This window comes from Caulobacter segnis, from assembly GCF_003243465.1.
Taxonomy (GTDB): domain Bacteria; phylum Pseudomonadota; class Alphaproteobacteria; order Caulobacterales; family Caulobacteraceae; genus Caulobacter; species Caulobacter segnis_A.
Window position 1 is genome coordinate 38,742 of sequence record NZ_QFQZ01000019.1, and the last position, 24,433, is coordinate 63,174.

General features: G+C 69.1%; 23 protein-coding genes. 11 read left to right on the forward strand and 12 right to left on the reverse strand.

Annotated elements, in window-relative coordinates; genetic code table 11:
* The first annotated feature begins 80 nt into the window (after positions 1-80).
* Positions 81-536: a preQ(1) synthase gene (gene queF / locus DI526_RS08450; RefSeq protein WP_304276487.1), complete on the forward strand. Its 456-nt coding sequence runs from the start codon at positions 81-83 to the stop codon at positions 534-536.
* 1 nt (position 537) lies between these two features.
* Here queF and DI526_RS08455 read toward each other — a convergent pair whose 3' ends face one another.
* Positions 538-828 (reverse strand): hypothetical protein, encoded by a 291-nt coding sequence (locus tag DI526_RS08455; protein ID WP_304276489.1) that lies wholly within the window; start codon positions 826-828, stop codon positions 538-540.
* Positions 829-867: 39 nt separating this feature from the next.
* Positions 868-1,485, reverse strand: a complete 618-nt coding sequence (locus DI526_RS08460) for a nitroreductase (protein ID WP_304276491.1) — start codon at positions 1,483-1,485, stop codon at positions 868-870.
* Between the two features lie 98 nt (positions 1,486-1,583).
* Between DI526_RS08460 and DI526_RS08465 the strand changes: the two genes are divergently transcribed.
* The 4 genes from DI526_RS08465 (at position 1,584) to DI526_RS08480 (ending at position 4,831) form a co-directional block, all read left to right on the forward strand.
* Complete coding sequence (locus DI526_RS08465) at positions 1,584-2,189, forward strand: NUDIX hydrolase (protein WP_304276492.1); 606 nt, start codon at positions 1,584-1,586, stop codon at positions 2,187-2,189.
* A gap of 95 nt (positions 2,190-2,284) precedes the next feature.
* Positions 2,285-3,085: a hypothetical protein gene (locus tag DI526_RS08470; RefSeq protein WP_304276495.1), complete on the forward strand. Its 801-nt coding sequence runs from the start codon at positions 2,285-2,287 to the stop codon at positions 3,083-3,085.
* 110 nt (positions 3,086-3,195) lie between these two features.
* The gene (gene cysE / locus DI526_RS08475) at positions 3,196-4,035 is read left to right on the forward strand and encodes a serine O-acetyltransferase (RefSeq protein WP_304276497.1); all 840 of its coding nucleotides are present in this window, start codon (positions 3,196-3,198) and stop codon (positions 4,033-4,035) included.
* Between the two features lie 10 nt (positions 4,036-4,045).
* Positions 4,046-4,831, forward strand: coding sequence for a glutaminyl-peptide cyclotransferase (locus DI526_RS08480; RefSeq protein WP_304276498.1), 786 nt, complete (start codon positions 4,046-4,048; stop codon positions 4,829-4,831).
* Between the two features lie 108 nt (positions 4,832-4,939).
* On the opposite strand, the gene DI526_RS08485 is transcribed toward DI526_RS08480, so the two are convergent.
* On the reverse strand, positions 4,940-5,125 hold the full coding sequence (locus DI526_RS08485) for a hypothetical protein (RefSeq protein WP_304276500.1): 186 nt from the start codon (positions 5,123-5,125) through the stop codon (positions 4,940-4,942).
* A gap of 72 nt (positions 5,126-5,197) precedes the next feature.
* On the opposite strand from DI526_RS08485, the gene DI526_RS08490 reads away from it, so the two are divergent.
* From DI526_RS08490 to DI526_RS08500, 3 genes are all read left to right on the forward strand, one after another.
* Complete coding sequence (locus DI526_RS08490) at positions 5,198-6,163, forward strand: LysR substrate-binding domain-containing protein (RefSeq protein WP_304276501.1); 966 nt, start codon at positions 5,198-5,200, stop codon at positions 6,161-6,163.
* A 19-nt stretch (positions 6,164-6,182) separates the two neighbouring features.
* Complete coding sequence (locus tag DI526_RS08495) at positions 6,183-6,389, forward strand: DUF3126 family protein (protein WP_013078225.1); 207 nt, start codon at positions 6,183-6,185, stop codon at positions 6,387-6,389.
* An 85-nt stretch (positions 6,390-6,474) separates the two neighbouring features.
* On the forward strand, positions 6,475-7,158 hold the full coding sequence (locus DI526_RS08500; RefSeq protein WP_304276506.1) for a GNAT family N-acetyltransferase: 684 nt from the start codon (positions 6,475-6,477) through the stop codon (positions 7,156-7,158).
* 169 nt (positions 7,159-7,327) lie between these two features.
* Here the strand turns inward: DI526_RS08500 and DI526_RS08505 are convergent, their stop codons facing one another.
* Both DI526_RS08505 and DI526_RS08510 read right to left on the reverse strand, forming a co-directional pair.
* Positions 7,328-9,322, reverse strand: a complete 1,995-nt coding sequence (locus DI526_RS08505; protein WP_304276507.1) for an OPT family oligopeptide transporter — start codon at positions 9,320-9,322, stop codon at positions 7,328-7,330.
* 84 nt (positions 9,323-9,406) lie between these two features.
* Positions 9,407-10,198 carry a PhoH family protein gene (locus DI526_RS08510; RefSeq protein ID WP_304276509.1) on the reverse strand — a complete coding sequence of 264 codons (792 nt, stop codon included), beginning with the start codon at positions 10,196-10,198 and terminating at the stop codon, positions 9,407-9,409.
* A 317-nt stretch (positions 10,199-10,515) separates the two neighbouring features.
* Between DI526_RS08510 and DI526_RS08515 the strand changes: the two genes are divergently transcribed.
* Both DI526_RS08515 and DI526_RS08520 read left to right on the forward strand, forming a co-directional pair.
* A complete protein-coding gene (locus tag DI526_RS08515) occupies positions 10,516-11,049 on the forward strand; it encodes a gamma carbonic anhydrase family protein (RefSeq protein WP_304276511.1) in 534 nt (177 codons plus the stop codon).
* 499 nt (positions 11,050-11,548) lie between these two features.
* A complete protein-coding gene (locus DI526_RS08520; RefSeq protein WP_304276513.1) occupies positions 11,549-13,213 on the forward strand; it encodes a choline dehydrogenase in 1,665 nt (554 codons plus the stop codon).
* Here the strand turns inward: DI526_RS08520 and DI526_RS08525 are convergent.
* The 7 genes from DI526_RS08525 to DI526_RS08555 all read right to left on the reverse strand — a co-directional run bounded on the left by DI526_RS08525 (position 13,210) and on the right by DI526_RS08555 (position 23,690).
* Positions 13,210-13,755 carry a PAS domain-containing protein gene (locus DI526_RS08525; protein ID WP_304276515.1) on the reverse strand — a complete coding sequence of 182 codons (546 nt, stop codon included), beginning with the start codon at positions 13,753-13,755 and terminating at the stop codon, positions 13,210-13,212. The two genes, DI526_RS08520 and DI526_RS08525, sit on opposite strands and share 4 nt — an antisense overlap.
* 165 nt (positions 13,756-13,920) lie before the next feature.
* Positions 13,921-16,824 carry a pitrilysin family protein gene (locus DI526_RS08530; protein ID WP_304276517.1) on the reverse strand — a complete coding sequence of 968 codons (2,904 nt, stop codon included), beginning with the start codon at positions 16,822-16,824 and terminating at the stop codon, positions 13,921-13,923.
* A gap of 105 nt (positions 16,825-16,929) precedes the next feature.
* Positions 16,930-17,688, reverse strand: coding sequence for an ABC transporter permease (locus tag DI526_RS08535; RefSeq protein WP_304276518.1), 759 nt, complete (start codon positions 17,686-17,688; stop codon positions 16,930-16,932).
* On the reverse strand, positions 17,685-18,434 hold the full coding sequence (locus DI526_RS08540) for an ABC transporter ATP-binding protein (RefSeq protein WP_304276520.1): 750 nt from the start codon (positions 18,432-18,434) through the stop codon (positions 17,685-17,687). Before DI526_RS08540 ends, DI526_RS08535 begins: the two co-directional genes overlap by 4 nt.
* On the reverse strand, positions 18,431-19,429 hold the full coding sequence (locus DI526_RS08545; RefSeq protein ID WP_304276522.1) for an ABC transporter substrate-binding protein: 999 nt from the start codon (positions 19,427-19,429) through the stop codon (positions 18,431-18,433). The genes DI526_RS08540 and DI526_RS08545 overlap by 4 nt, the downstream gene beginning before the upstream one ends.
* Before the next feature lie 75 nt (positions 19,430-19,504).
* Positions 19,505-21,574 carry an MASE1 domain-containing protein gene (locus DI526_RS08550; protein ID WP_304276524.1) on the reverse strand — a complete coding sequence of 690 codons (2,070 nt, stop codon included), beginning with the start codon at positions 21,572-21,574 and terminating at the stop codon, positions 19,505-19,507.
* 301 nt (positions 21,575-21,875) lie between these two features.
* On the reverse strand, positions 21,876-23,690 hold the full coding sequence (locus DI526_RS08555) for an ABC-F family ATP-binding cassette domain-containing protein (RefSeq protein ID WP_304276526.1): 1,815 nt from the start codon (positions 23,688-23,690) through the stop codon (positions 21,876-21,878).
* Positions 23,691-23,907: 217 nt separating this feature from the next.
* Here DI526_RS08555 and DI526_RS08560 point away from each other — a divergent pair.
* Positions 23,908-24,433: rhomboid family intramembrane serine protease (locus DI526_RS08560; RefSeq protein ID WP_304276528.1), on the forward strand; the 526-nt coding region annotated here is incomplete at its 3' end.

Below are 24,433 nucleotides of genomic sequence, written 5' to 3' on the forward strand. Positions count from 1 at the left end.
CCTTGTTGTAGCGAGGGGCGCGCGGCTTGTCTCGCGGCCGCAGGCTTGTCTTGCGGAGGGGGCGGGCCTAAATCGCGCCGATGACCGATCTCAACGTCACCCAGCTGGGGCGCGTCGTCGATGCGCCCGACAGCCCCGAAGCCGCCGTCCTCGAGCGCGTGCCCAATCCGCAGAGCGACGTGCTGTACCTGGCCCGCTTCGTCGCGCCGGAATTCACCTCGCTGTGCCCGGTTACGGGGCAGCCCGACTTCGCGCACCTCGTGATCGACTACGCGCCCGGCGACTGGCTGATCGAGAGCAAGTCGCTGAAGCTCTATCTGACCAGCTTCCGCAACCATGGCTCGTTCCACGAGGACTGCACGGTCAAGGTGGCGCGCAAGATCGTCGAGATCGCCGAGCCGCGCTGGCTGCGCATCGGCGGCTACTGGTATCCGCGCGGCGGCATCCCGATCGACGTGTTCTGGCAGACCGGCCCGGCGCCGGAAGGCCTCTGGGTTCCGGACCAGGGCGTCGCGCCCTATCGCGGGCGCGGCTGATCTAGAGCTTCGAGAGCCTGCGCCGGTTCGCTCGGACCTTGCGGCGCAGGTGGGCGAGGGAGCCGGACGCCATGGCCGGTCCGTTCGCGCCCAGCTTGCCGGTCACGGCCATGGTCTGGAGCGCCAGGCCCGCCGCCACCTTCTCGCTGACCATCAGCTGGGCTTCGGCCTGGGCCGCCGCGCCGCCGGCGGCCAGCTTCATCATGCGCAGGCCGATCACGGCGGACGCCTCCATGCCCAGAGCCCAGCTGTCGAAGGCCAGGCTGGTCCAGGGATCCTTGCGTCGGGCCATCTCGGCTTCCTTCCGTGCTGGCCCATCAACGCCTGAAGCCTAGTTCGGGCTCCAGAAACTGGTCAGCGCCGTCGCGTCCGGACGCTGGCGCTCCTGCGGCTGCTCGGTGACCGTGCCGAGGTAGAGATAGCCCGCCACCTTCTCGTCGGGGCCGACGCCGAGGATTTCCAGCGCGCGCGGGTCATAGCTGTACCAATCGGTGATCCAGTTGGCGCCCCACCCCAGGGCCGAGGCGGCCAGCAGCAGCTGGTGGCAGACCGCAGCGGCGCTTTGGCGCTGCTCCCATTCGGGGATTTCGCCCGGCAGGTGGCGGGAGATCACGGCGACGCACACCGGCGGACGGGTCAGCTTGCGAAGGGCGGCCGTGGCCTTGGCCGGATTGGCCTGGCTGGGGGCGAGGGCGGTTATCCGCTCCGCGAAGACGGCCTTGGCTTCGCCTTCCAACACGATGAACCGCCAGGGCGCGAGCTTGCCATGGTCGGGAACGCGGACCGCCAGGCGCAGCAGATCGGCCAGCTGAGCCCTGTCCGGTCCCGGCGCGGTCAGGGTCATGGCGCTGGCCGAGCGGCGGCGCGCCAGGAACGCCACCGTCTCGGGCGAGGCCTCGACCGGCAGGGTTTCGCCGAATTCGGGAGCAGGGGGGACGGAACCGGCCAAGACGGCCTCCTCATGGGCGTTGCGGCGTTGTAAGGCCGTTCAGTTAGGCTTCGCGCGGCCCCGATGGAACCGCCGAGCCGGAAAAATCTGGAGCGTCCATGTCCGACAAGCCCGCCTGGCTGAAGCCGCACGGAAAGCCGTGGAGCGTGGCCTCCAGCAAGATCGTCTACGACAACCCCTGGATCAGGGTCACCGAATACCAGGCGATCGCGCCGACGGGGCGGCCGGCGCTGTACGGCAAGATCGGGTTCAAGAGCCAGGCCACGGGCGTGGTGCCGCTGCACGACGACGGCACGGTGACGCTGGTCGGCCAAAACCGCTTCTCGCTGGCCAACTACAGCTGGGAGCTGCCCGAGGGCGGCGCGCCGCACGGCGAGGACCCGCTGGACGGCGCCAAGCGCGAGCTGGCCGAGGAGGTGGGGCTGCAGGCCGCCGACTGGCGTCCGATCCTGCGGATGGAGCTCTCCAACTCGGTGACCGACGAAATCGCCTACGGCTTTCTGGCGATGGACCTGTCGCCGACCGAGACGGCGCCGGACGAGACCGAGGACCTCGCGGTGGTCCGCGTGCCGTTCCGCGAGGCGCTGGACGCGGCGATCGCCGGCCACATGCCCGACGCCATCACCGTGGCGCTGCTGTTGCGGACGCATCTGATGGCGGTGCGGGGGGAGTTGCCCGCCGAACTGGCGGCGCTGATCCTGTAGCGAGGGTGCGGTCCCCGAATTGATCCTGATCGTGTCGCACCGCGGCGTTCCGGTCCAGAACCGGTCCCGCCCCACGCGCGGAGTCGAGCACAGTCATGACGCAATCGCCCCACCTCACGCCCCAGAGCCTGGTCGGCCGCCGGTTTCCGCCCCACATCTTCGGCGACGTGAAGGTCGCCCTGGTCGGCTACTGCCCGCCGCCCTCGGCCCTGGACCGCTACGACCCCCAGCGCGTCGAGGGCCAGCATTTCATCCACGTCTCGCCCGACAGCGTCCGACTGCTCCGCCACGGCGGGCGACAGTTCCTGTCGCTGGCCCACGTCTATGGCGGACCGGTGTCCAGCTCGACGGCCGAGGAGCTCGCCTATTACGGGTTCGAGCTCGTTTTGGCCTACGGCCTGGCCGGGGGACTGGGGACCGGCGACCTCGGCATGGGGGACTTCTACCTGGCGGAGGACACCCTGGCGGCCGACGGCACGACCCCGCACTACACGGGCGCCCGCATCCTGCGCGCCGACCAGGCCCTGATCGACGCCGCGCTTGAGCTGTGGCCGGGTCAGGCCCCGTTGCATCCGGTCCGCGTCGCCACCGGCGATGCGATCTATCGCGAGTACGCCCCGACCCTGGACTATTACCGGCTGGAGGGCTGCGAGGTCGTCAACCTGGACTGCGCCCACCTGTACGCGGCCGCCCAGATCAATTCCTCGGCGCGCCGGATGCGGGCGATCCAGTGCGGCGTGATCTCCGACGTGGTGCCGGCGGGGCCGGACGCGGAGGCCAGCAGCACGCTTTCGGCCATGCTGGCGGGCGGAAACGAAGGGCTGAACCCGTTGGAACGGACGGGCGATCTCGTGTCTTTCTTCATCGAGACCTTGACGCCAGCGCTTTTGCCCTGATCTGAGCGGGGCGCGTCCGATCGGATAAACTTGAACATCCGTTCGGTGTTTGTGACGCATCTGGTCTATAGATGCGCCACGCGCCCAGCCTGCTGGGGAGGGAGAGCCCGATGGCCAAGCACTTGGAAGTGGTGACCCCCGAGACGGAAACCCCCGTCTGGGTCGCCCTGCGTAACCAGGCCGAACACGCCGCCAAGGCCGAGCCGGCGCTGGCCTCGCTGCTCAACGCGGTGATCCTGAGCCACGACAACCTGGCCGACGCTCTCAGCTTCCAGCTGGCGCGAAAGCTGGGCGACCAGGAGATGCGGGCGATGACGGCGCGCGAGTTCGCCGCCGACGCCTTCAAGAGCGATCCCGCGATCGTCGAGGCGGCCGAGGCCGACCTGAAGGCGGTGTTCGAGCGCGACCCGGCCTGCAAGGGCTATGTCCAGCCGTTCCTGTTCTTCAAGGGCTTCATGGCCCTGCAGACCCACCGCGTGTCGCACTGGCTGTGGAACGAGGGCCGCGAGACCCTGGCCTTCTACCTGCAAAGCCGGGCCAGCGAGGTCTTCCAGGTCGACATCAACCCGGCCGCCAGGATCGGCAAGGGCGTGTTCATCGACCACGGCACCGGCATCGTCATCGGCGAGACGGCTGTGGTCGGCGACGATGTCTCCATGCTGCACGGCGTGACGCTGGGCGGCACGGGCGCCGAGCGCGGCGACCGCCACCCCAAGATCGGCAAGGGCGTCCTGCTTGGCGCCGGCGCCAAGGTGCTGGGCAACATCACCGTCGGAGACTACGCCAAGATCGCCTCGGGCTCGGTGGTGCTGCGCCCGGTTCCGGCCCATTGCACCGCCGCCGGCGTGCCCGCGCGCCTGGTCAACTGCCCGACCTGCGAAGAGCCGGCCAAGACCATGGACCACACCCTGGCCGAGACGGTCTACGCCGCCGGCGATTACGTGATCTGAGTCCCGTCCGTTGAGGTCCAAGCGTCTCAGCCTGTGCGGCCTGCTGCTGTCCGCCGTCCTGGCCCTAGGCTCCGCCGTTTCCGCCGCGCCCGCCCCGGTCGGCGGCTACACGGTGGTGCGCAGCTATCCGCATGACACCGCCGCCTTCACCGAGGGGCTGTTCTATCGCGACGGCTTCATCTTCGAGAGCACGGGCCTCGCCGGCCGGTCGTTCATCCGCAAGTGGAACCTCGAGACCGGCGCGGTCGAGCAGGAGCGGCTGATCGACAGCCGCTATTTCGGCGAGGGCATCGTCGACTGGAAGAACCGGCTGTACGAGCTGACCTGGACCAACCAGATCGGCTTCATCTACGACATCGACAGCTTCGAGAAGCTCGGCGAGTTCAGCTACCCCGGCGAGGGCTGGGCCCTGACCCGCGACGACAAGCGGCTGATCATGAGCGACGGCACCGCGTTCATCCGCTTCCTGGATCCCGACACCCTGAAGGAAACCGGACGGGTCGAGGTCACCGACGACGGCGTCCCGGTGCGCAATCTCAACGAGCTGGAATGGGTGAAGGGCGAGCTGCTGGCCAATGTCTGGCAGACGACCCGCATCGCCCGCATCGACGTCAAGACCGGCAAGGTGCTGGGCTGGGTGGAGCTGGGCGGCCTTCTGAAGGAAGCCGGCGTCACCGGCCAGCGCGACGACGTCCTGAACGGCATCGCCTATGACGCGGCCGCCGATCGCCTGTTCGTCACCGGCAAGCTGTGGCCGAAACTTTTCGAGATCAAACTGACCCCTTCCACGCGATGACGCGGAACCGCGTTCGGGGGACGGCGTTTATCTCGTGTCCGCCCCCCTACGCCCCCCCGACCTAGTGGGCGGACCTGAGCCCCGGCCGCGCGAGACGCCGCCGGGGCTCTACCCTATCTGGGGTCGTCCTGCCCGCAACGCCTTGGCGCAAGACACCGTCGGCGGCACCTTGGCGGCCAGCGCCCGCGCGTCGCGGTCCGCAGGTTTGATCAGGCCAAAGATCGCCGCCGTCCAGATGACCAGCAGCGCCAGGACCTGGGGCAGGGTGATGCGGGGCGAAGCGGTGTCGGGCATGTCCGTCTTATCCCGTGATTGCGCGTCGGCGGATAACGACTTATCCGTCAGCCTTCTGTGAGGTTTCTTCACATGGCTCGCCGCACCCTGCCGCCGCTGAACGCCCTGCGCGCCTTCGAGGCGTTCGGGCGGCATGGACGCATGACGCTGGCCGCAGACGAGCTGTGCGTGACCCACGGCGCGGTCAGCCGCCAGATCCGGCAGTTGGAAGAACACCTCGGCGTCGCCTTGACCGAGGGGCCGCGCACGCGTCTGCGCATGACCGAGGCGGGGCTCAAGCTCGCCCAGGCCCTGTCACCGGCCTTCGACCAGATCGAGGCCGCCACGCCGCGTCCGGCGGAGGCTGGACCAAGGCCGCTGGTGGTGTCCTGCCTGCCGACCTTCGCCATGAAGTGGCTGATCCCGCGCCTGCCGCGCTTCCAGGCGGCGCATCCGCACATTCCGGTGCGGGTGGCGGAGTCGAACGGGCCATTCGATTTCAAGGCCGACGGAATCGATCTGGCCGTCCGGATGCGCAGGCCGGAGGATCCGGTGACCTATGACTCCATCGCCACGCCGTTCATGGATCACTTCCATGGTCCGGTTCTGTCGCCGGAGCTGGCGGCCTCCGGCCCCATGACGCTGGACAGCCTCTTGGACATGCCGCGACTGCTGACGCGAACCTATCCTCAGAGCTGGAGCGACTGGATCCGCGACATAGGCGTGGAGACGCTCCCGCCGGCGGTGCGCGAGCAGGAGTTCGATCACTTCTTCTATATGCTGGAAGCCGCCGCCGCCGGGCTTGGCGTGGCCGTCGCGCCGTGGGCCTTTGCGCAGCGCGACCTCGCCAGCGGACGCCTGGTCGCGCCGCTGGGCTTTGCGTTCGGAAAGGCTCGGATCGTGGCCGTGACGCCGCCGGACGGGTGCACGCCGCAAGCCGCCTTGTTCCGTGATTGGCTGGTCGCCGAAGGAGCGTCCACACCTCTTCCGCCGGAAGCGCTTGCCAGCCGCGCGGCGGACGCTAGTTTCGCGTCGAGAAGCGCGCCCCGGGCGCTGTAGCTGAAGACAAGGATCCCCCGTGGACGCCAACACCATCGCCAAGATCGAAAAGCACCTGAAGCGCACCTTCGGGAACCCGCATATCCAGCTGAAGCCGCGCCCGAAGCAAAAGGACTCGGCCGAGGTCGAGGTCGCCGGCGAGTTCATCGGCGTCATCTTCCAGGACGAGGACGAGGACGGCTCGTTCATGTTCGAGATGGCCATCCTGGCCGAAGACCTGGACTAATCCTTCCAGCCTTCGGGCTGCCTGTGACCGGACGGGGGCGCGCCGACGCGTTGATCCCCGTCCGCCGTCCCTGTTCAATAGGGACATGACCGCTCACATCCTAGATCGCCCGGCCTGGGCCACGCTGAACGGACGCCAGGCGGATGTCGCCGTCCGACACGGCCCCGCGATCCGGATGCGGCCCGAGTACGGGCTCTTCGCCGCCATTCCTGATGAAAGCCCTGAAGCCCTCGCGGCCGTGGGCGAACTCGTGCGCGAGATGGGGCCCGTCGGCTTCGTCGAACTCGCCGCGCCGCCGCCGATCCCCGGATCCGAGGTCGTCTCCAGCGCCGTCTGCCTGCAGATGGTCGCCGAGACGGTCGCGCCCGCCTGGGACGTTCCGTTCGAGATGCTGCCGCTTGGCGACGCCGACGCGGCCGAGATGCTGGCCCTGGCGACCCTGACCAAGCCCGGGCCGTTCTTCGCGCGCACCCATCAGCTCGGCGCCTTCATCGGCGTGCGGGTGGAGGGACAACTGGTCGCCATGGCCGGCGAGCGGATGCGTCCCGATGGCTATACCGAGGCCAGCGGCGTCTGCGTCCATCCCCACCATCGCGGAAAAGGCTACGCGGCGCGGCTGCTGCGCGAGGTGACGGCCGGGATCCTGGCGCGCGGCGACAAGGCCTTCCTGCACAGCTACGCCGACAACGCCACGGCGATCGGGCTGTATGAGTCCTTGGGCTATCGCGGTCGGCGCGAGGTGGTGTTCACGGTGGTGAGGGCCCTCTGACAAGGCCTGCCGACAAATCCTGTCATCCCGGCCGAAGCGTAGCGTAGAGCCGGGAGCCAGGGGCTGCGCATACGGCGCTCGTTCACCCCCTAGGTCCCGGATAGCCTCTGCGAGGCTTCCGGGATGACACCAGTTGTGGGCTCTGGGACGGAGGCGATCACAATCGCCCCTACGCCTCCAGCGCCTTCGCGCCGGCCTTGCGGGCCCAGCGGTAGAGGCCGACCACGACGACCGCCGCGGCGATCAGCGACAGGATCATGCCGACGTGCTCGGGCGGGGCGAACGGGACGGCCAGGGGCTCGCCCTTGCCGCTGGTCACGATCATCAGCGCCAGGGCGACGTTGAACAGGCTCTCGCCGACGATGAAGCCCGAGGCGATCAGCACGCCCAGGCGCTTGGCCGGCTCGGCGGCGCGGTCCTTGGCGACGATCTTCTCGAACAGCCAGCCGGCGACGGCGCCGACCACGACCGGGGCCGTGACGGTGCTGGGCAGGTAGATCGCCAGGCCAACGCCCAGCGGCGGAAGGCTGTAGCGGTCCTTGCTGGTCTTGCGCAGGATCGTGTCGACGGCCACCAAAGCCAAGCCGATCAGGGCGCCGACGCCCAGCAGGCCCCAGTCGAGGTCGCCGCCCAGCACGCCCTTGGCCAGGGTCGAGATCAGGGTGGCTTGCGGCGCGGCCAGCGGCTGGTCCGAAATCGCCTGCAGGTTCGGCGCGCCCGCGAAGCCGTTCGAGCGGTTGAGCAGCTCCAGCACGAACGGGATGACCACGGCGCCCGACAGCACGCCGATGACCAGGCCGACCTGCTGCTTCCACGGTGTGGCGTCGACCAGCTGGCCAGTCTTGAGGTCCTGCAGGTTGTCGTTGGCGACCACGGCCACGGCCAGGACGCAGGTGGTGACATAGAGGGCGAAGGCGACGAGGGCCTTGGTGACGTCAGGGCCCACGAGGCCGCGGCCGACCACGCCGACCATCAGCGAGGCGCCCAGCACGGTCAGGATGGCGATGCCGGAGACGGGGCTGTTGGACGAGCCGATCAGGCCGGCCATGTAGCCGCAGACGGCGGCGGCCAGTAGGCCCGCGAAGATCAGGTAGCCGATGCCGATGGCGACCAGAGGCGCGGCCAGGCTGGTGATCGGGCCGCCGGCCAGGAAGTGGGCCAGGAACCAGCCGGCGGGCGCCAGCAGCAGCAGCGAAACCAAGCCGACGATGCCGATCGGGATGTCCTGCTCGACGCGCGGAATGTCGCCGGCGCCGCTCTTGCGAGCCTTGGCGGCTTCGAGGGCGGACTTCAGGCCGGCCACGATCGGGCTGACCAGCTTGGCCAGGGTCCAGATGGCGGCGGCGCCGATGACGCCCGCGCCCAGGAATCGCACCTGGGTCTTCCAGACCGTCAGGGCGTGGGTGGCGGCGTCGGCGTCCGGCATCGGCGTGGCGACGGTGAGAATGGGGACCAGGATCGCCCAGGCGATGAACAGGCCGGCGAACATGGCGACGCCGACGGTGATGCCCATCAGGTGGCCCGCGCCCATCAAGGCCAGCGAGCTTGAAGCGCCCAGGCCCGTGGCGCCCGCGCCGGCCTTGAACTTGAAATAGCCGGCGACCTCGGCGGCGAACAGCTTCGCCGCGCCCAGGGCGCCGAACAGGGCCGAGGCGATCGCGCCCAGGCTGACGCCGACCAGGCCCGCCTTGCCCTCGGCCGCGCCCTCGCGCGAACCGGTGCCGACCTTCAGCACCTCGGCGGCGGCGACGCCTTCGGGGTAGGGGAGGTTGGAATTGGTCACCAGGGCCCGGCGCAGCGGGATGGTGTACATCACGCCCAGGATGCCGCCGACCGCGCAGGCGCCGAAGGTGGGCAGGAACGGGACATTGGCCCACCAGCCGATCATCAGCAGGCCCGGCAGGACGAAGATCACCGACGACAGCGTGCCCGCCGCCGAGGCGATCGTCTGGACGATGTTGTTTTCCTGGATGGTCGAGGTCTTGAACGCCCGCAGCAGGGCCATCGAGATGACGGCGGCGGGGATCGAGGTGGCGAAGGTCAGGCCGACCTTCAGGCCCAGATAGACTTGCGCGGCGGTGAAGACGAGGGTGATGGCGATGCCGAGGAGGATCCCTCGGAGGGTCAATTCCGTGCGCGGCGCGGTCGAGTCGGCCATGAACATGTCCAGGAAAGTCAAAAGGCGGCCGGACCTTGCACGTCCGACCGCCCAAAACTCAAGCCTTCAGTTCAAACCGTTGTTACAAACTTACAGGACGCCGAGCATCTCCGCGACGAGGGGGTGACGAACGATGTCGCGATCGGCCAGGCGGACGACGGCGATGTTGGAGACCGCCTCGAACCGGGCGGCGACGTCCGCCAGGCCCGAGATGCCCGGCAGCAGGTCCGACTGGTTCGGGTCGCCCGTCACGACCATGGTCGAGTGCCAGCCCAGGCGGGTCAGCAGCATCTTCAGCTGCATGTAGGTGCAGTTCTGGGCCTCGTCGATGACCACGAAGGCGTTGTTCAGCGTGCGGCCGCGCATGAAGCCGACCGGCGCGATCTCGATCGCGCCTTCCGCCATCAGCGCCCGCATGCGCTTGACCGACAGTCGATCGGTCAGGGCGTCGTAGAGTGGGCGCAGATAGGGGGCCAGCTTGTCCTCCATGTCGCCGGGCAGATAGCCGATCGACTCGCCGGCCTCGACGGCGGGACGCGAGAGCACGATGCGGCTGACGCGGCCGGCCTCGAGCGCCTCCACGGCCTTGGAGATGGCGATGTAGGTCTTGCCGGTGCCGGCCGGGCCCAGGGCCATCACCAGGTTCTTCTCGTCGATGGCTTCCATCAACTGAGCCTGGCCAGGCGATTTGGGTTTTATGGTTTTTAGATAGCTCTGGTCCCGACTATCCCCCCTCGCGCCTCCCTCATCGGGCAGAGGCGACCAGCCGCCGCGGTGATCGACAGGCAGGCGGCGCACCTTGGCGTCGTCATATTGGCCGGTCTCGTACGCGCCTTCGCGCGCCATCCGCTTCAGGGCTCGCTTGGTCATCAAAGCCTCCATTCGGGCATGAAAAAAGGACGAGGCCGTAAGGCGTCGTCCTTGGCGGTGAGCTGGATTGAAACGAAGCCGCATGCGCGGCCGGGCGGCTCGGAGGAGCTCTCCCCATGAGTGGGGGACGGTGCTGTACGCCGAAACGCCAAGTGCGACACCTCGTCTTCGTCAGCGGGCGAGCAGGGGCGTCGCCGCCCCGGCCCGTCGCGATCAGAGAATGATCCCCGCGAGAGGATGTTCCCTCTCGAATCGCGAGACTACAATGGCGGTAAGATGGTTTCCGGGTCGTTAACCGCGAAATCGTGGGCAAGAAACGAGGCGTACGGATGAATGTATATTCCCTTGGGGCGCTAAAGCCGGCTCTTCCCGCCGAGGATGAATACTGGATCGCGCCCACGGCCAGCGTGATGGGGAACGTCATACTTGAGAAAAACGCCAGTATCTGGTGGGGCGCGGTGGCGCGCGGGGACAACGATCCGATCAGAATTGGCGAGAACAGCAATATCCAGGACGGTTCGGTGCTTCACACTGATCTTGGCTCGCCGCTGACCATCGGGGCCAACGTGACCATCGGTCACATGGTGATGCTGCACGGCTGCACGATCGGCGACGGCTCGCTGATCGGTATTGGGGCAATCGTGCTGAACGGCGCCAAGATCGGGAAGAACTGCCTGATCGGCGCCGGCGCCCTGATCACCGAGGGCAAGGAGATTCCCGACAACTCGATGGTGGTCGGCGCGCCCGGCAAGGTGGTGCGCGAGATCGGCGAACAGCACGCGATGATCCTGCAGGCCTCGGCGCTGCACTATGTCGAGAACTGGAAGCGCTACGCGCGGGAGTTGAGGCTGGTCGAGGTGTAGGGGCCCCCATCTGACGAGATCAATTTCATCGTCATCCCGGCCGCAGCGCGTAGCGCGGAGAGCCGGGACCCATGGGCGACTCGCTCGGCGCTCTTTCACCCCCTGGGTCCCGGATAGCCTCTGCGAGGCTTCCGGGATGACGAGAGCTTTTAGGCCATCAGCCGCCAAGGAGTGCTTTCATCCGCGAAAAGCAATACGCCGTAGGGAGCGCCGCCTGCTGCTTGGGGGATCGCAAGGCGGCGCTCCCGCTTCCCGCGTGGGAAGGGCCAACGCGGGAAGGACCCACCCTGCTGGAGGCGTCTTCCGCAAGGCAGGACGGTGCGCTGTACTGCGCTCCGTTCATCCATGGATTGTATATATCAGGTTCCGGGTAGAGTTAAAATGTGGGACTCGCGTTTTCCGGGTTGCGACCTTACGTCGCGGCATGGCTTGCGCGGCGACCAAAGCCGGATCACTCTCGCCTGAACAACGATAACCTTCCAGGGAGGGCGTCCGGGCCATGGCCAGCGAACGCTATGATTACGTCGTCATCGGCGCCGGATCGGCCGGCTGCGTGCTCGCCGCGCGCCTGACCGAAGACCCCAACATCAAGGTCCTGCTGCTGGAGGCCGGCGGCAAGAACACCTCGGTGCTGGTGAAGATGCCGGCCGGGGTCGGCGAGCTGATCAAGGCCAAGGGCGAGCAGAACTGGGGCTTCTGGACCGAGGCCGAGCCCCATCTGGACAATCGCAAGCTCTGGTGGCCGCGCGGCAAGGGCCTGGGCGGCTCCTCGGCGATCAACGGCATGATCTATATCCGGGGCCACGCGCGCGACTACGACCAGTGGCGGCAGATGGGCCTGACCGGCTGGTCCTATGCCGAGGTGCTGCCGTACTTCAAGCGCTCGGAGACCCACCACGGCGGCGGGGACGCCTATCACGGCGACAAGGGCCCGCTGCACGTGTCGAAGGGCGAGTCCGACAGCCCGTTCTACACCGCGCTGATCGAGGGCGGACGCCAGGCCGGCTACAAGACCACCAAGGACTTCAACGGCTTCCAGCAGGAGGGCTTCGGCCCCTACGACCTGACGATCCGCGACGGCAAGCGCTGGAGCGCGGCCATGGCCTATCTCAGCCAGGCCCTGTCGCGTCCGAACCTGACCTGCGTGACCGAGGCGCGCACCACGCGGATCCTGATCGAGAAGCGCCGCGCCGTCGGCGTCGAATATGTCGTCGGCAAGGGCGGCGAGCGCAAGACCGCCTATGCCGACGCCGAGGTGCTGCTGAGCGCCGGCGCGGTGCAGTCGCCGCACATCCTGCAGCTGTCGGGCGTCGGTGCGGCCGATGAGCTGAAGGCGCAAGGCATCGACGTCGTCCACGAGTCCAAGGGCGTCGGCGCCAACCTGCAGGACCACCTGGATGTTTGCGTGTCTTGGACCGCCAAGAACCTGAAGACCGCCTATTCGGCCAACAAGGGCCTGAACAAGCTGGGCGTGGGGCTCAACTACATGCTGTTCGGCAAGGGGCTGGGGCGCCAGCAGTTCCTGGAGAGCGGCGCGTTCCTGAAGTCGCGTCCCGACCTCGACCGGCCCGACCTGCAGATCCACGGCGTGCTGGCCATCATGCAGGACCACGGCAAGGTCGTGGTCGAGAAGGACGGCTTCACGCTGCACGTCTGCCAGCTTCGCCCGGAGAGCCGGGGCCACGTGGGGCTGCGCTCGGCCGATCCGTTCGATGATCCGACCATCCTGGCCAACTATCTCTCGACCGACGAGGACCGCCGCGCCATCCGCGAGGGCGTCCGCATCGCCCGCGAGACGGTGGCCCAGGCCGCCTTCGATCCCTATCGCGACGCGGAGTACGCCCCTGGCGCGGATGTCCGCTCCGACGCCGAGCTCGACGCCTGGATCCGCGCCAAGGCCGAGACCATTTATCACCCGGTCGGCACCTGCCGCATGGGCGTAGCCGGCGATCCGCTGGCGGTGGTCGACGATCAGCTGCGCGTGCAGGGCCTTTCGGGTCTCCGGGTGATCGACGCCTCGGTCATGCCCAACCTGATCGGCGGCAACACCAACGCGCCCACGATCATGATCGCGGAGCGGGCCTCGGACCTGATCCGGGGCAAGGCGACGCTCGCGCCCTTGGACGTCCCCGTCTACGGCGACGAGACGGCGGTGGCGGCTTAAGCGATCCGGCGGCCGTCGAGCGTCGCTAGGCGCAGGCGGGGCAGGTCGCGGTTGCCCTCGCCCAGCGGCCGGACCTCGCGCAGGCCCAGCTCGAAGGCGGGGCGGCCCATCAGGCGGGCCGTCGCGCCGATCGGCTGGTAGAGGCCGAGGAACCGGTCGGTCTCGCCGCTGGCGCCTTGCAGCGGGGCGAACAGCACTTCCATGCCCACGGAGGGAACGCCCAACGCCCGGATGTCGGCGAGGACGACCACGGGCGTGCGGCGCTTACGCGCGACCTCGAGCGCGCTTTTCAGCTCCAGGCGATGGGCCAGGGCCCATAGCGATAGGGCGTCCTGGCCGCGCAGGTCGCGGGCGTGGAGGTCGCTGACGAAGCCGCCGGCCAGGCGGAACGGCAGCCGACCTCCGTCGCGGCCCAGGACGAAGACCTGCGGCAGCAGCTCCAGGAAGTCGCCCGGATCGATGTCGGTGCGGCGCGGCAAGGCGGCGTCGCCGCGACGCTCGCGCCAGTAGGCGATCAGTCGTTCCGTGCTGGGATGGAACATCCTTGTTCCCTGGCGGGCTCCTGCGCGGCGGGTTTGGGCCGCACGGACCTTGCTGGAGGAACCGCGCCAGCAGCTGGGCTGTGCCGTTTTGGCGCAAAACGGGCTTCCAGCATGACGCCGCAAGAAAAAGGGCCCCGCCGGCGACGGAGCCCTTGGCCTTGAACCCTACTTCGCCGCGGCTTCCGGCTTGACCAGAAGTAGCCAGGACTTGTCGTCGGCCAGATAGGTCTTGGCCGCCTTCTGGACGTCGGCCGGCGTGACTCGGGCCAGGCCCGCGAGCACCGAGCGGGTGGCGTCCAACAGGCGCGGGTCGGTCTGGGCGCCGGAGAGCGCGCCGACCCAATACTCGTTAGTGACCCGGGCCTTCTCGATCTGGTCGATGCGCGGCTTCTTGGCCCGTTCCAGTTCGTCAGCCGACACGGGCTTGTCGCGCAGATCGGCGGCGATTTTGCGGATCGAGGCGACCACGCCGTCCAGCTTTTCGGGCGGGACCTCCAGGCTGACGGCGAGATAGCCCCAGTTCTTGAACACGACGCTGGCGGTCGAGGAGGCGTTCGGCGAGTAGGTCGCGCCCTGCTTCTCCCGCAGTTCGTCAATGAGGCGCAGCTGCAGAACCTGGCCCAGCACCGAGACGTCGCGCGAGCGCTGCAGGTTCGAGAACAGGTCGTCGGTCCGCCAGGCCATGAACAGGGCGGCCTGGTCGGCGCGGCCCTTGTGCGTGCGGATCACCGGCGTCGCCGACGGCGCGGGGAAGGGCGCCGTGCGCGCGGTGTCGGAAGCCGGCACGGCGGCGCGAGGAGGCAGGGCGCCGAAGGTCTCGGCCACCGCGGCGATGGCCTTGTCGACGGTCGTGTCGCCGACGATCACCACCTCGATGTCGTCCTTGGTCAGCGGATTGGCGACGGCGGTCTTCAGGTCGTCCAGCGAGGCGCCGGCGATCTGCTCGCGCGAGGGGAAGGTCCAGCGCTGGTCGCCGCCGTGCATCAGCCCGCCCAGGTCGCGCCCGAGGACGCCGCCGGTGGTGCTCTGCAGCTGGTCGTGAAGGGTGCCGTAGCTGGTCTTGACGCGGGTGAAGGCCTCCGGACGCCAGCCGGGCTCGGTGGCGAAGGCCGCCAGCACCTGCAGCTCGGTCGACAGGTCCTCGGGACGGGTGCGGCCGCTCAGGGTGAAGGCGTCGTCCTCGACGCCCAGCTGGGCGTTCCAGATCTTGCCGGTCAGCACCCGCTCCATGTCCTGGGCGGAGATCTGCTTGAGGCCGCCCTCGACGAAGGCCGAGCCGGACCATAGCGGGCTCTGCTTGTCGGACGGCAGGTCCAGCAGACCGTTGCCGGCACGCACCTTCACCACGACCTGACTGTCGCGGTACTTGGTCGGCTTGACCGTCAGGCGCACGCCGTTCTCGAAGCGGACGAAGACGGTGTCGAGGTCGCTGACCTCTTTCTGCTCGACCACCTTGCCGGCGGGGCCGAAGCTGGAATAGGGCCAGACGGTCACGCCCGGCGCGGCCGGCGGCGTGACGGGCTGGGCCTTGAGATCCTCATAGGCCTTGAGGATCGCCGGTTCGCCGCCCTCGATGTTGCTGGGCGCGGCGATGACCAGGAGCGGGCCGGAACCGGCGAAGGCCGTTTTCAGCACCGCATTGACGCGCTCGGCCGTCAGGCCCTTGGTCATGGCGTCGAAGAAGGCGAGGTTCTGGCTGGGCGAGGTGACGACTTCGGCGTCGCCCAGGGTGTCGACCAGCTGATTGGCCAGGGCCGGCGTGCGCTGGGTGGCCTCGCCCGCGGCGGCTGCGGCGAGACCCGCGCGCAGGCTGGCGATTTCGCGGTCCAGCTCGTCCTGGCGCACGCCGTATTGCAGGGCGCGGCGCTGCTCGGCGTCCAGCGCCCGCATCGCGTCTTGCCATTGGCCCGGGCGAGCCGTGGCGCCGAGAGTCGTTACACGCACCGCGCCATACTGGTCGCCCTTGAAGGCGCCGCCGGCGATGAACGGGGGCTCGGCCGAGCGGCCAACGGCTTGCAGGCGGCGGTTCAGCACGGCGAAGGCCAGGTTCTCCAGCATGTCGCGCTCGTCCAACGCCTTGGTCTCCACCAAGCCGTCGGGCTTGCGGGTCCAGGTCATCTGGACGCTCCACGGCGCGCCGGACTCGACGATCAGCTTGGCGGTCGGACCGCGCTTGGCGACGGGGCCGACGTCGGGGTTCTTGCCCGGCTGGCCCTTGCCGACCCAATCGCCGAACTTGGCCTTGATCTTGGCCTCCATGGCGTCGACGTCGAAATCGCCGACCGCCACCAGCACCGCCCGCTCGGGGCGGTAATAGGCCTCGTAGAAGTCGCGGATGCGCTGGGCCGAGGCGTTCTTCAGGATGTCCGTCTTGCCGATCGGAATGCGCTTGGGCGGCAACTGGCCTTCCATCTGGGCCGACAGGGTCTTGATGGCGACGCGGTAGCCGGGCGTGTCGCGGGCGCGTTCCTCGGACAGGACCACGCCGCGTTCGCGGTCGACCGCGTCGGGGGCGATCGTCAGCTCGCCGGCGGCCTCGCGCAGCAGCATCAGCGAGGTGTCGACGGTGTCGGCGTCGGTCTTGGGCAGGTCCAGCTGATAGGTGGTCTCGTCGAAACTGGTCTGGGCGTTGGTGTCCGCCCCGAACGCCAGGCCGTGTCGCTCCAGGATCTTGATCATCTCGCCTTCGGGCACGTTCTTGGAGCCGTTGAAGGCCATGTGCTCCAGGAAGTGGGCCAGGCCCTGCTGGTCGTCGGCCTCCATCATCGAGCCGGCGTCGAACCACAGACGAAGCGACGCCTGGGCCGGCGGGGTCGCGTTCTTGCGGATCGCGTAGCGCATGCCGTTGGGCAGCACGCCGAAACGCCAGGCCGGATCAGGGGCGATGTCCGACAGGGCCTGGGCCCACTGGCCGGGCTTCAGGTCGTCCTTGCGCGGGCCGGCCAGGGCGGGCGCCTCGATGGCGGGCTCGCGCTTCAGCGTCGGCAAGGCGGGCTTGGGAGCATGGGCGCAGGCGGCGAGCGAGAGGCCGGCGGCGGCGACGAGGGCCAGGCGCGAAGCGCTGATCATAGAGAATCCAAGGCAGACGGAATGGAGCCCGCAACTTGGCTGTCCCGCATGGCGCGCGCAAGGCGTGAGGAAGGCGGGTTTTCGACCTCGCCGGTCGCGCCAGCCCTAACGTCCGCGCCACACGGCGAGCAGGCGGCGCTCGGCGAACTCCATCGCGGCGTTGAAGGCCACGCCCAGCACGGCCAGGGCCGCCAGAGCGGCGAAGACCTTCGCGGTCTGCAGCCGATTGTAGGCCTCCAGGATCCGCCAGGCCAAGCCCTGGGCCCCGCCCGAGCCCGCGACGAACTCGGCCACGACGGCGCCGATCACCGCCAGCCCCGCCGCCACCTTGTGCCCCTCCAGCAGGGCCGGCACGGCCGAGGGCAGGCGAAGGCGGACCAGGCGTTGCCAGGGCGTCGCGCCATAGAGGTCGAACAGGCGGCCAAGGTCCGGATCGACCGCCTTCAGGCCCGTCAGCGCGCCCGAGAAGATCGGGAAGAAGGCGACGACGGCGGCCAGGCCCGTCACCGCGCGGCCCGGATGCTCGATCCCGGCCCAGATGGTCACCAGCGGCGCGATCGCCACCAGGGGCGTGACCTGCAGGGTCACCGCGATCGGGCGGAGGGCGTCCTCCAGAAGGCTGTTCAGGCTGACCGCCAGCGCCAGGGCGCAGGCGACGACACTGGCGATCACCAGGGCGATCAGGGCCGTCGACAGGGTCGCCCAGGCCGAGCTCAGCAGCAGCGGCCCGGATTCCGCGAACGCCGCGCCGATCGCGCTGGGCGCGGGCAGCAGGTAGGGCGGGATCGCCAGGGCCCGGCAGGCGATCTCCCAGCCGCCCAGCAGCCCAGCGACCAGGATCAGGGGGGCGAGGAAGCGCTTCATGTCGCCGCCTCGGTGGCGCGAGCCAGCAGTGTCGAGACGGCCTCGGCGGCCGCGCGGAAGGCCTCCGTCGTGCGGAAGCCGGGCGGACGCACGAGCGCGCCGTCGATGGCGACCTCTCCGGCGATGCGGCCGGGGCCGGGCGTCATCACCACCACGCGACGGGCCATGTAGACGGCTTCCTCGACATTATGAGTCACGAAGACAACGGCGGGCGACAGCTCGGCCGCGAGCGCCAGGACGTCGTCGGCCAGGGCGCGGCGGGTGATCTCGTCCAGCGCCGCGAACGGCTCGTCCAGCAGCAGCAGGCGAGGGCGGGTGACGAGCGCGCGGGCCAGCGAGGCGCGCATGGCCATGCCGCCGGAGAGCTGCGCGGGCCGTGCAGCGAGCGCCTGGCCAAGGCCCACCTTACGCAGCGCCTCGTCGGCGGCCGCCAGGGCTTCCGTCTTGGCGACGCCCGCCAGCTCCAGTGGCAGGGCGACATTGTCTCGCGCCGTCAGCCAAGGGGCCAGGGTGGGGGACTGGAAGACGACCGCGGTCTCGCCCTTGCCGGCGGCGCGGGTCACCGCCCCACGCGTCGGCGCCTCCAGGCCGGCCAGCAGCCGCAGGGCCGTGGACTTGCCGCAGCCGGATGGGCCGACCAGGGCGACGATCTCGCCGGGCGCGAGGGTCAGGTCGACGGGCCCCAAGGCGCGGCCTCGGGCGTAGTCGACCTCGACGCGCGAGAGGCTCGCGATGGAAGCGGTCATTGGCCCTTGGGCAGGAACTGGAGGGTGTAGGCCTGCTTGTAGTCCATCGTCTTCGGATAGACGCCCTGGTCGGAGGCGACCTTGAAGAACTCGGCCCAGCGGGCGTCGCTCATCTGGCCGATCTCGCCGTCCTTGCCGACGATGCCGTAGGACCGCATCTTCTCGCGCGCCTGATCCAGCACGTCCTGGGTCATTTCGGGGTTGTCCTTCAGGATCGCCGCGTCGCCGGGCTTGGGATCGCCGTACAGGTACGATGTCCAGCCGGCGGCGGTTGCCTCGACGAAGGCTTTCACGGCCGCCGGGTTCTTGGCGATCAGGCTGTCGGGAACCAGGGCCATGGAGGCGTAGGCCGGATAGCCGCTGTCGGCGAGCAGGAACACCGCCGGTTTGATCTTGCCTTCCTTCTCGATGAGGTACGGCTCGCTGGTGGCGTAGCCCTGCTGGATCACGCGCTTGTCGGCCAGGAACGGTGCGCTGGAATAGTTGTACTTGCGCACCTGGTCGTCGCCGAACCCGTACTTGGCCTTCAGCCAGACCCAGAAGGCGGTGATCGAGGCGTCGGCCAGCAGGATCGGTCGGCCCTTCATGTCGGCGATCGAATTGATCCCCTGGTCCGGATGGGCGATCAGGACCTGCGGGTCCTTCTGCATGAAGGCGGCGACGGCCCTCACCGGCGCGCCCTCCTTGGCCAGGTTCATGACGATGAAGCTGTTGGAGCCGACGCCGACATCGACCGCCCCGGTGGCTAGGAGCTGCGGCACGTTCACGGCCGGGCCGCCCTGGATGAGGGTGACGTCCAGGCCGCGCTTCTTGTACTCGCCGGTGGCCAGCGCTTGGTAGTAGCCGCCGAGCTCGGCCTCGGCCCGCCAGTCGGTGGCCAGCTTCAGCTTGGTGACGCCGCCGGACGTGGCGTCCTTGCTGGGCGAAGGCGAGCAGGCGGTCAGGGCGGCGAGACCCAGCGCGGTCCCCAGGACGACAAAGGCGCGACGGCGCATCGAACGGCTCTCCCCTCGGTTCGTGGCCAAGTTAGGGGCGAGCCAGCCGACTTCCAAGCGGCAAGGCGACCGATGTCAGCGCGCGGGCTTGCGGCGCCAGCGCTCGACCTTGGCGTAGAGCGCCTCGCGCTGCACCGGCTTGGGGATGTGGTCGACCATGCCGGCGGCGTAGCAACGCTCGACCTGGGTGGGCAGGGCGTCGGCGCTCATGGCGACGATGGGGGCGGCGCCGAACGGCGCGGGCAGGGCGCGAATGGCGCGCGTGGCCTCCAGCCCGTCCATCTCGGGCATGTGCATGTCCATCAGGATAAGGTCGTAGGCGGTCTTACGGGCCCGGTCGATCGCCTGGGCGGCGCTGGCGGCCTGGTCGACGTCATAGCCGGCCATGCTCATCAGCGTGGCGGCGATCTCCAGATTGATCGGATGGTCGTCGACGACCAGGATCCGCCCGGCGGCCGCCGGCGTCGCCGCCGCCGCCGCCGGCGTGGGCGAGGCGGACTGTTCCGCAGGCTCGGCCGACAGTTCGAACCAGAAGCACGAGCCGCGTCCGGGAACGCTGTCGACGCCGATCTTGCCGCCCATGGCGTCGACGAGGGCGCGGCAGATGGCCAGGCCAAGCCCCGCGCCCGCGGGCATGCGGCCAAGGGCGATGTCGGCCGAGGCGCGCTGGAACAAAAGGGCCTGCTTTTCCAGGGCGATGCCGACACCGGTGTCGACGATCTCGAAGCGAAGCCTGTCGGCGGCGGCGCCCGGCTCGATCGTCAGCCGCGCCGAAATCCGCCCCTGCTCGGTGAAGCGCAGGGCGTTGTTCAGCAGATTGATCAGGATCTGGCGCAGGCGATCCGCGTCCAGGGCGTGATGCCTTCCGGCCGCGTCGGCGATGTCCACCTCGAGCTCCAGCCCCTTGGCGCGGATTTCCGGGGCCATGATCGCGGCCGTCTCGCGCAACAGGTCGGCCGCGCAGGTCGGTTGCGGCTGCAGCTCGATCTGGCCGGTCTCGACGCGCGAGAAATCCAGGATGTCGTCCAGAACGGCGACCAGCGCCGCCCCCGCGCTGTCGATCAGGTTGACCTGTCTGCGCGCGTCCGGCGAAAGATCGTCGCGCTTGGCCAGCAGTTGGGCGAAGCCGAGCACGCTATTGAGCGGCGTGCGGATCTCGTGGCTCATGGTGGCCAGGAACTCGGTCTTGGCCTCGGTGGCGGCCAAGGCGCGGGCGCGCGCGACGCGGGTCAGCTGCTCGCGCCGCTGCAGCAGCCGCCGCAGCCGGTCTTGCTGCGCCAGCACCAGGCTGGCGGCCATGCATGTATAAAAGAGTACGGCGATGAACACCTGGATCGTGCGCGCTTGCGCCGTGGGCCCGAGGATCGCGTTGAAGCGTGGCGAGGCGCCGGACATGGCGATCGGCAGGGTGATCAGGGCGACGATCAGGCACGCCCAGGCCGCGCCTCGCGCGCCCAGGCGGTAGGCCGCGTACAGGCCGATCGGGAAGATCAGGAACGGTGGCGCTCCCGACAGGGGATGGGCGCACAGCAGGGTGATCGCCGCCACGGCGAACAGCAGCACGCCTTGCTCGCGCAGCGATACGCGATAGGCCCGGCGATGCTGCGCGTCGACGAGCACCAGGGCCCCTGGCAGGACGACCGCTAGGCCCAGCGCGCCCCGCAGGAACCAGTCCACCCAGGTCTTGAACAGGGGCTCGCCGAAGCCCAACGACAACACCGCGGCGCAGAGTGTGGCCGACACCGCCGCGATCGGGGTGGTCACGGCCGGCAGGACCGCCAGCGCCCGCATGGTCCGCACCCGCGGCGTCCGTCCCCAGAGCCGCACGCACACCCGCCAGGCGGCCAGCGCCTCCAGCAGGTCGATCGCGGTATAAAGCAGTGCCCGACCGATGCTGTCGCCGGCCAGCAGATCGGCGGCCAGGTGGAAGGTGACGAACATCCCGACCAGCATCAGGCCGCGTTTGGCGGTCAGAACCGCCAGGCCCGCGGTCAGCAGGGCGTTGGCGGGCCAGAAAGCGGCGATCTGCAGCTGGGTCCGGGTCAGGAACTCACTAAAGAAGAGGCCGCAGATCAGCGCGGCCGAAAGGCCCTGCAGCAGGATCGCCTGCCGCTTCCGCTCCTGCTGGGCCAGCCCTTGCGGCATACGCGCTCCACCCCCTTCTCCGCGCTCGTCTGTCCCATCGGAACCGGCGCATGACGTCCGCCCGTTCCGTTCGGGGAGAATGGCGACGTCGTCCTTCAATACGCCCGTGAGACGCCGAGTTTGCGGCTTATCCCGGGGTGTGTCGTTACGCCGCAGAAGTACGCCAAGCCCATGGGTCGGGCCGCGCCCATCTAGAAACGCCGCACGACAATGCATGCCAAAATGCGCAGTTCAAGAGGGATGGCAGTCGTATTGGGTATTTGCCCACAGGCCGCAAAAGCTTGCGCCAGATTAACCAGGATCAGCCGGCCGCCAGGATTTCCTTTTTCTCTTCGAGTTCGAGCCAATCCATCTCGGCTTGCTCTAGATCGGCGCGCGCCTTGTCCAGCGCCTTCATGGTTTTGTCGAACCCCGCCGGGTCGCGGCTGTAGAGATCCGGATCGGCCAAGGCTTCCTCGAGCTTGGCGATCAGCGCCGGGCTCTTGGCGATCAGGGCCTCGCACTCTTCCAGGCGACGCTGGTCCTTGTACGACAGCTTGACGCTCTTTTTGGGCGGCGGCGGCGGGGCCGATGGGGCCTTGGGCGCGGCGGCGGTCGCCGGCGCACGGACGGCGCTGAAGAAGCCCGGGTTCTGGTCCATCAGGTCAGTCCAGCCGCCGGGCGTCTCGACCACCTTGCCTCGGCCGTCGAGCGCGATGGTCGAGGTCGCCAGGCGGTCGATGAAGTCGCGGTCGTGGCTGACCAGGATCAGCGTGCCCTCGAAATCGGCCAGCAGGTCCTCCAGCAGATCCAGCGTGTCCATGTCGAGATCGTTGGTCGGCTCGTCCAGCACCATCAGGTTGGTGGGATTGGCCAGGGCCCGCGCCAGCAGCAGGCGATTTCGCTCGCCGCCCGACAGGCTGGTCACCGGCTGGCGCAGCTGCGCGTCGGTGAACAGGAACTCCTTGGCGTAGCCGGCCACGTGCTTGGACTGACCGCGCACGACGATCGAGTCCCCGCCGCCCGGCGTCAGGAAGTCCCAGACGGTGATCTTGTCCGACAGCGCCATCCGCGCCTGGTCGATATAGGAGACCTCCAGATTGGCCCCCAGCTGCACCGAGCCGGCGTCCAGCGGCAGCTCGCCGAGCAGCAATTTTACCAGCGTCGTCTTGCCCGCGCCGTTGGGACCGACCAGGGCCACGCGGTCGCCGCGCAGGATACGGGTCGAGAAGTTCTCGACGATCGTGCGTTCGCCAAAGCGCTTGGTCACGCCCTTGGCCTCGACCACCCGCTTGCCGGAGATCCTCGCGGACTCGACCGTCATGGTCATGGTCCCGCGCTGATCGCTCTGGCGGTCCTTCTTCTCGGCGCGCAGGGCCAGCAGCGCGCGACGGCGGCCTTCGTTGCGGGCCCGGCGGCCCTGGACGCCGCGCGCCAGCCAGGCGTTCTCGCGCTCCAGCACCTTGTCCAGCCGCCGCGCCTCTTCCGCCTCGGCCGCCATTACGCTGTCGGCCCAAGCCTCGAATTCCGAGAAGCCCTTGTCCAGGCGGCGGATCTTGCGATGCTCCAGCCAGAAGCAGCGCTCGGTGACGCGATTGAGGAAGGCGCGGTCGTGGCTGACGATCAGCACGGCGCACTTGGACGCCGCCAGCTCTTCTTCCAGCGTCTGGATCGCGAAGATGTCGAGGTGGTTGGTCGGTTCGTCCAGCAGCAGCACGTCGGGCTGCTCGGCGAAGGCGCGGGCCAGCGCCGCGCGGCGGGTCTCGCCGCCGGACAGGCCCTGGGCGGCCTTGTTGGGATCGAGGCCGAAATCGGCGAGGGCCGCCTGCGCCTCATAGTCCTGGGCGCCGCCGGCCGTGGCGTAGTCCAGCAGGGTCTCGCCGGTGATCTCCGGCTCCTGGCCGACATAGACGATCTTGGCGCCCGGCTGAACGGAGCGCTCGCCGCTGTCGGCCTCGACGCCCTGGGCGGCGAGGATCTTCAGCAGGGTCGACTTGCCCGCGCCGTTGCGGCCGACGAGGCAGGCGCGCACGCGCGGCTCCAGCGCCAGGTCGACGCCGTCGAACAGCGGCTTGGCGCCGTCGGCGAGACGGACATCCTTGAGGGCGAGTACGGGCGCGCGGGTCGGAGAGGCCATGGTCGTCACGGATATGGAGCGGGAGGATCGCGAAGGCGAGGCCCTATCGCAGGCGCGCCTCCGAGGAAACGGCAAATCGCCACGGGCCTTCGGACGTCGCCTCCCGGCCGTGGCCTGATCGCCTCCCGGCGCGCGTGTCTTTCTCGGGGCGCTGTGAGCCACTAGGTAAGGAGAGACGCGGCCGCGATTCCGACATTTGGCCGAGGGTTGAGCAGCAATGGCGCGTGAACGTCCCGAACCGATCTTCAATGCGCCGTGGCCGGCCCTGCTGGCGGCGGTGTCGATCCTCGCGCCCAACGCCATCCTGATGAACGCCGACGAGCCGACGATCCTGTCGCTGGCGCTCGTGCCGCGGGATTTCTGGGCGGGCCATTGGACGGGCGTGGTCACGATGATGTTCGTGCACGGCGGGTGGCTGCATGCCTTGATGAACGCGGCCTTCGCGGTGGCCTTCGGCGCGCCGGTCGCCCGGTTGCTGGGAACGGGCGCGCGGGGCGGGGCGGTCTTCGCGCTCTTCTATATGGCGTGCGGAGTCGTGGCGGGCCTGGGCTACGCCCTGCTGCATCCCGACGCCGCCACGCCGGTGGTCGGCGCGTCCGGCGCTGTGTCTGGCCTGATGGGCGCGGCGGCTCGCACCATGGACGGGCGAGGGCGGCTTGGTCCGATGTTCGGCCCGCAGGTGCTGTCTCTGGGGCTGGGCTGGCTGGTCGTCAATCTCGTGATGCTGGCCGTGTTCGGTGGTT

Excerpts from the sequence above, each read along its gene's own strand:
- DI526_RS08505 (WP_304276507.1), bottom strand. The coding sequence starts at position 9,322 with ATGTTCATGGCCGACTCGACCGCGCCGCGCACGGAATTGACCCTCCGA.
- DI526_RS08500 (WP_304276506.1), top strand. The coding sequence starts at position 6,475 with ATGACCGCTCACATCCTAGATCGCCCGGCCTGGGCCACGCTGAACGGA.
- DI526_RS08530 (WP_304276517.1), bottom strand. The coding sequence starts at position 16,824 with ATGATCAGCGCTTCGCGCCTGGCCCTCGTCGCCGCCGCCGGCCTCTCG.
- DI526_RS08455 (WP_304276489.1), bottom strand. The coding sequence starts at position 828 with ATGGCCCGACGCAAGGATCCCTGGACCAGCCTGGCCTTCGACAGCTGG.
- cysE (WP_304276497.1), top strand. The coding sequence starts at position 3,196 with ATGGCCAAGCACTTGGAAGTGGTGACCCCCGAGACGGAAACCCCCGTC.
- DI526_RS08485 (WP_304276500.1), bottom strand. The coding sequence starts at position 5,125 with ATGCCCGACACCGCTTCGCCCCGCATCACCCTGCCCCAGGTCCTGGCG.
- queF (WP_304276487.1), top strand. The coding sequence starts at position 81 with ATGACCGATCTCAACGTCACCCAGCTGGGGCGCGTCGTCGATGCGCCC.
- DI526_RS08535 (WP_304276518.1), bottom strand. The coding sequence starts at position 17,688 with ATGAAGCGCTTCCTCGCCCCCCTGATCCTGGTCGCTGGGCTGCTGGGC.
- DI526_RS08490 (WP_304276501.1), top strand. The coding sequence starts at position 5,198 with ATGGCTCGCCGCACCCTGCCGCCGCTGAACGCCCTGCGCGCCTTCGAG.
- DI526_RS08545 (WP_304276522.1), bottom strand. The coding sequence starts at position 19,429 with ATGCGCCGTCGCGCCTTTGTCGTCCTGGGGACCGCGCTGGGTCTCGCC.
- DI526_RS08540 (WP_304276520.1), bottom strand. The coding sequence starts at position 18,434 with ATGACCGCTTCCATCGCGAGCCTCTCGCGCGTCGAGGTCGACTACGCC.
- DI526_RS08510 (WP_304276509.1), bottom strand. The coding sequence starts at position 10,198 with ATGGAGGCTTTGATGACCAAGCGAGCCCTGAAGCGGATGGCGCGCGAA.
- DI526_RS08555 (WP_304276526.1), bottom strand. The coding sequence starts at position 23,690 with ATGGCCTCTCCGACCCGCGCGCCCGTACTCGCCCTCAAGGATGTCCGT.
- DI526_RS08465 (WP_304276492.1), top strand. The coding sequence starts at position 1,584 with ATGTCCGACAAGCCCGCCTGGCTGAAGCCGCACGGAAAGCCGTGGAGC.
- DI526_RS08515 (WP_304276511.1), top strand. The coding sequence starts at position 10,516 with ATGAATGTATATTCCCTTGGGGCGCTAAAGCCGGCTCTTCCCGCCGAG.
- DI526_RS08525 (WP_304276515.1), bottom strand. The coding sequence starts at position 13,755 with ATGTTCCATCCCAGCACGGAACGACTGATCGCCTACTGGCGCGAGCGT.
- DI526_RS08550 (WP_304276524.1), bottom strand. The coding sequence starts at position 21,574 with ATGCCGCAAGGGCTGGCCCAGCAGGAGCGGAAGCGGCAGGCGATCCTG.
- DI526_RS08520 (WP_304276513.1), top strand. The coding sequence starts at position 11,549 with ATGGCCAGCGAACGCTATGATTACGTCGTCATCGGCGCCGGATCGGCC.
- DI526_RS08470 (WP_304276495.1), top strand. The coding sequence starts at position 2,285 with ATGACGCAATCGCCCCACCTCACGCCCCAGAGCCTGGTCGGCCGCCGG.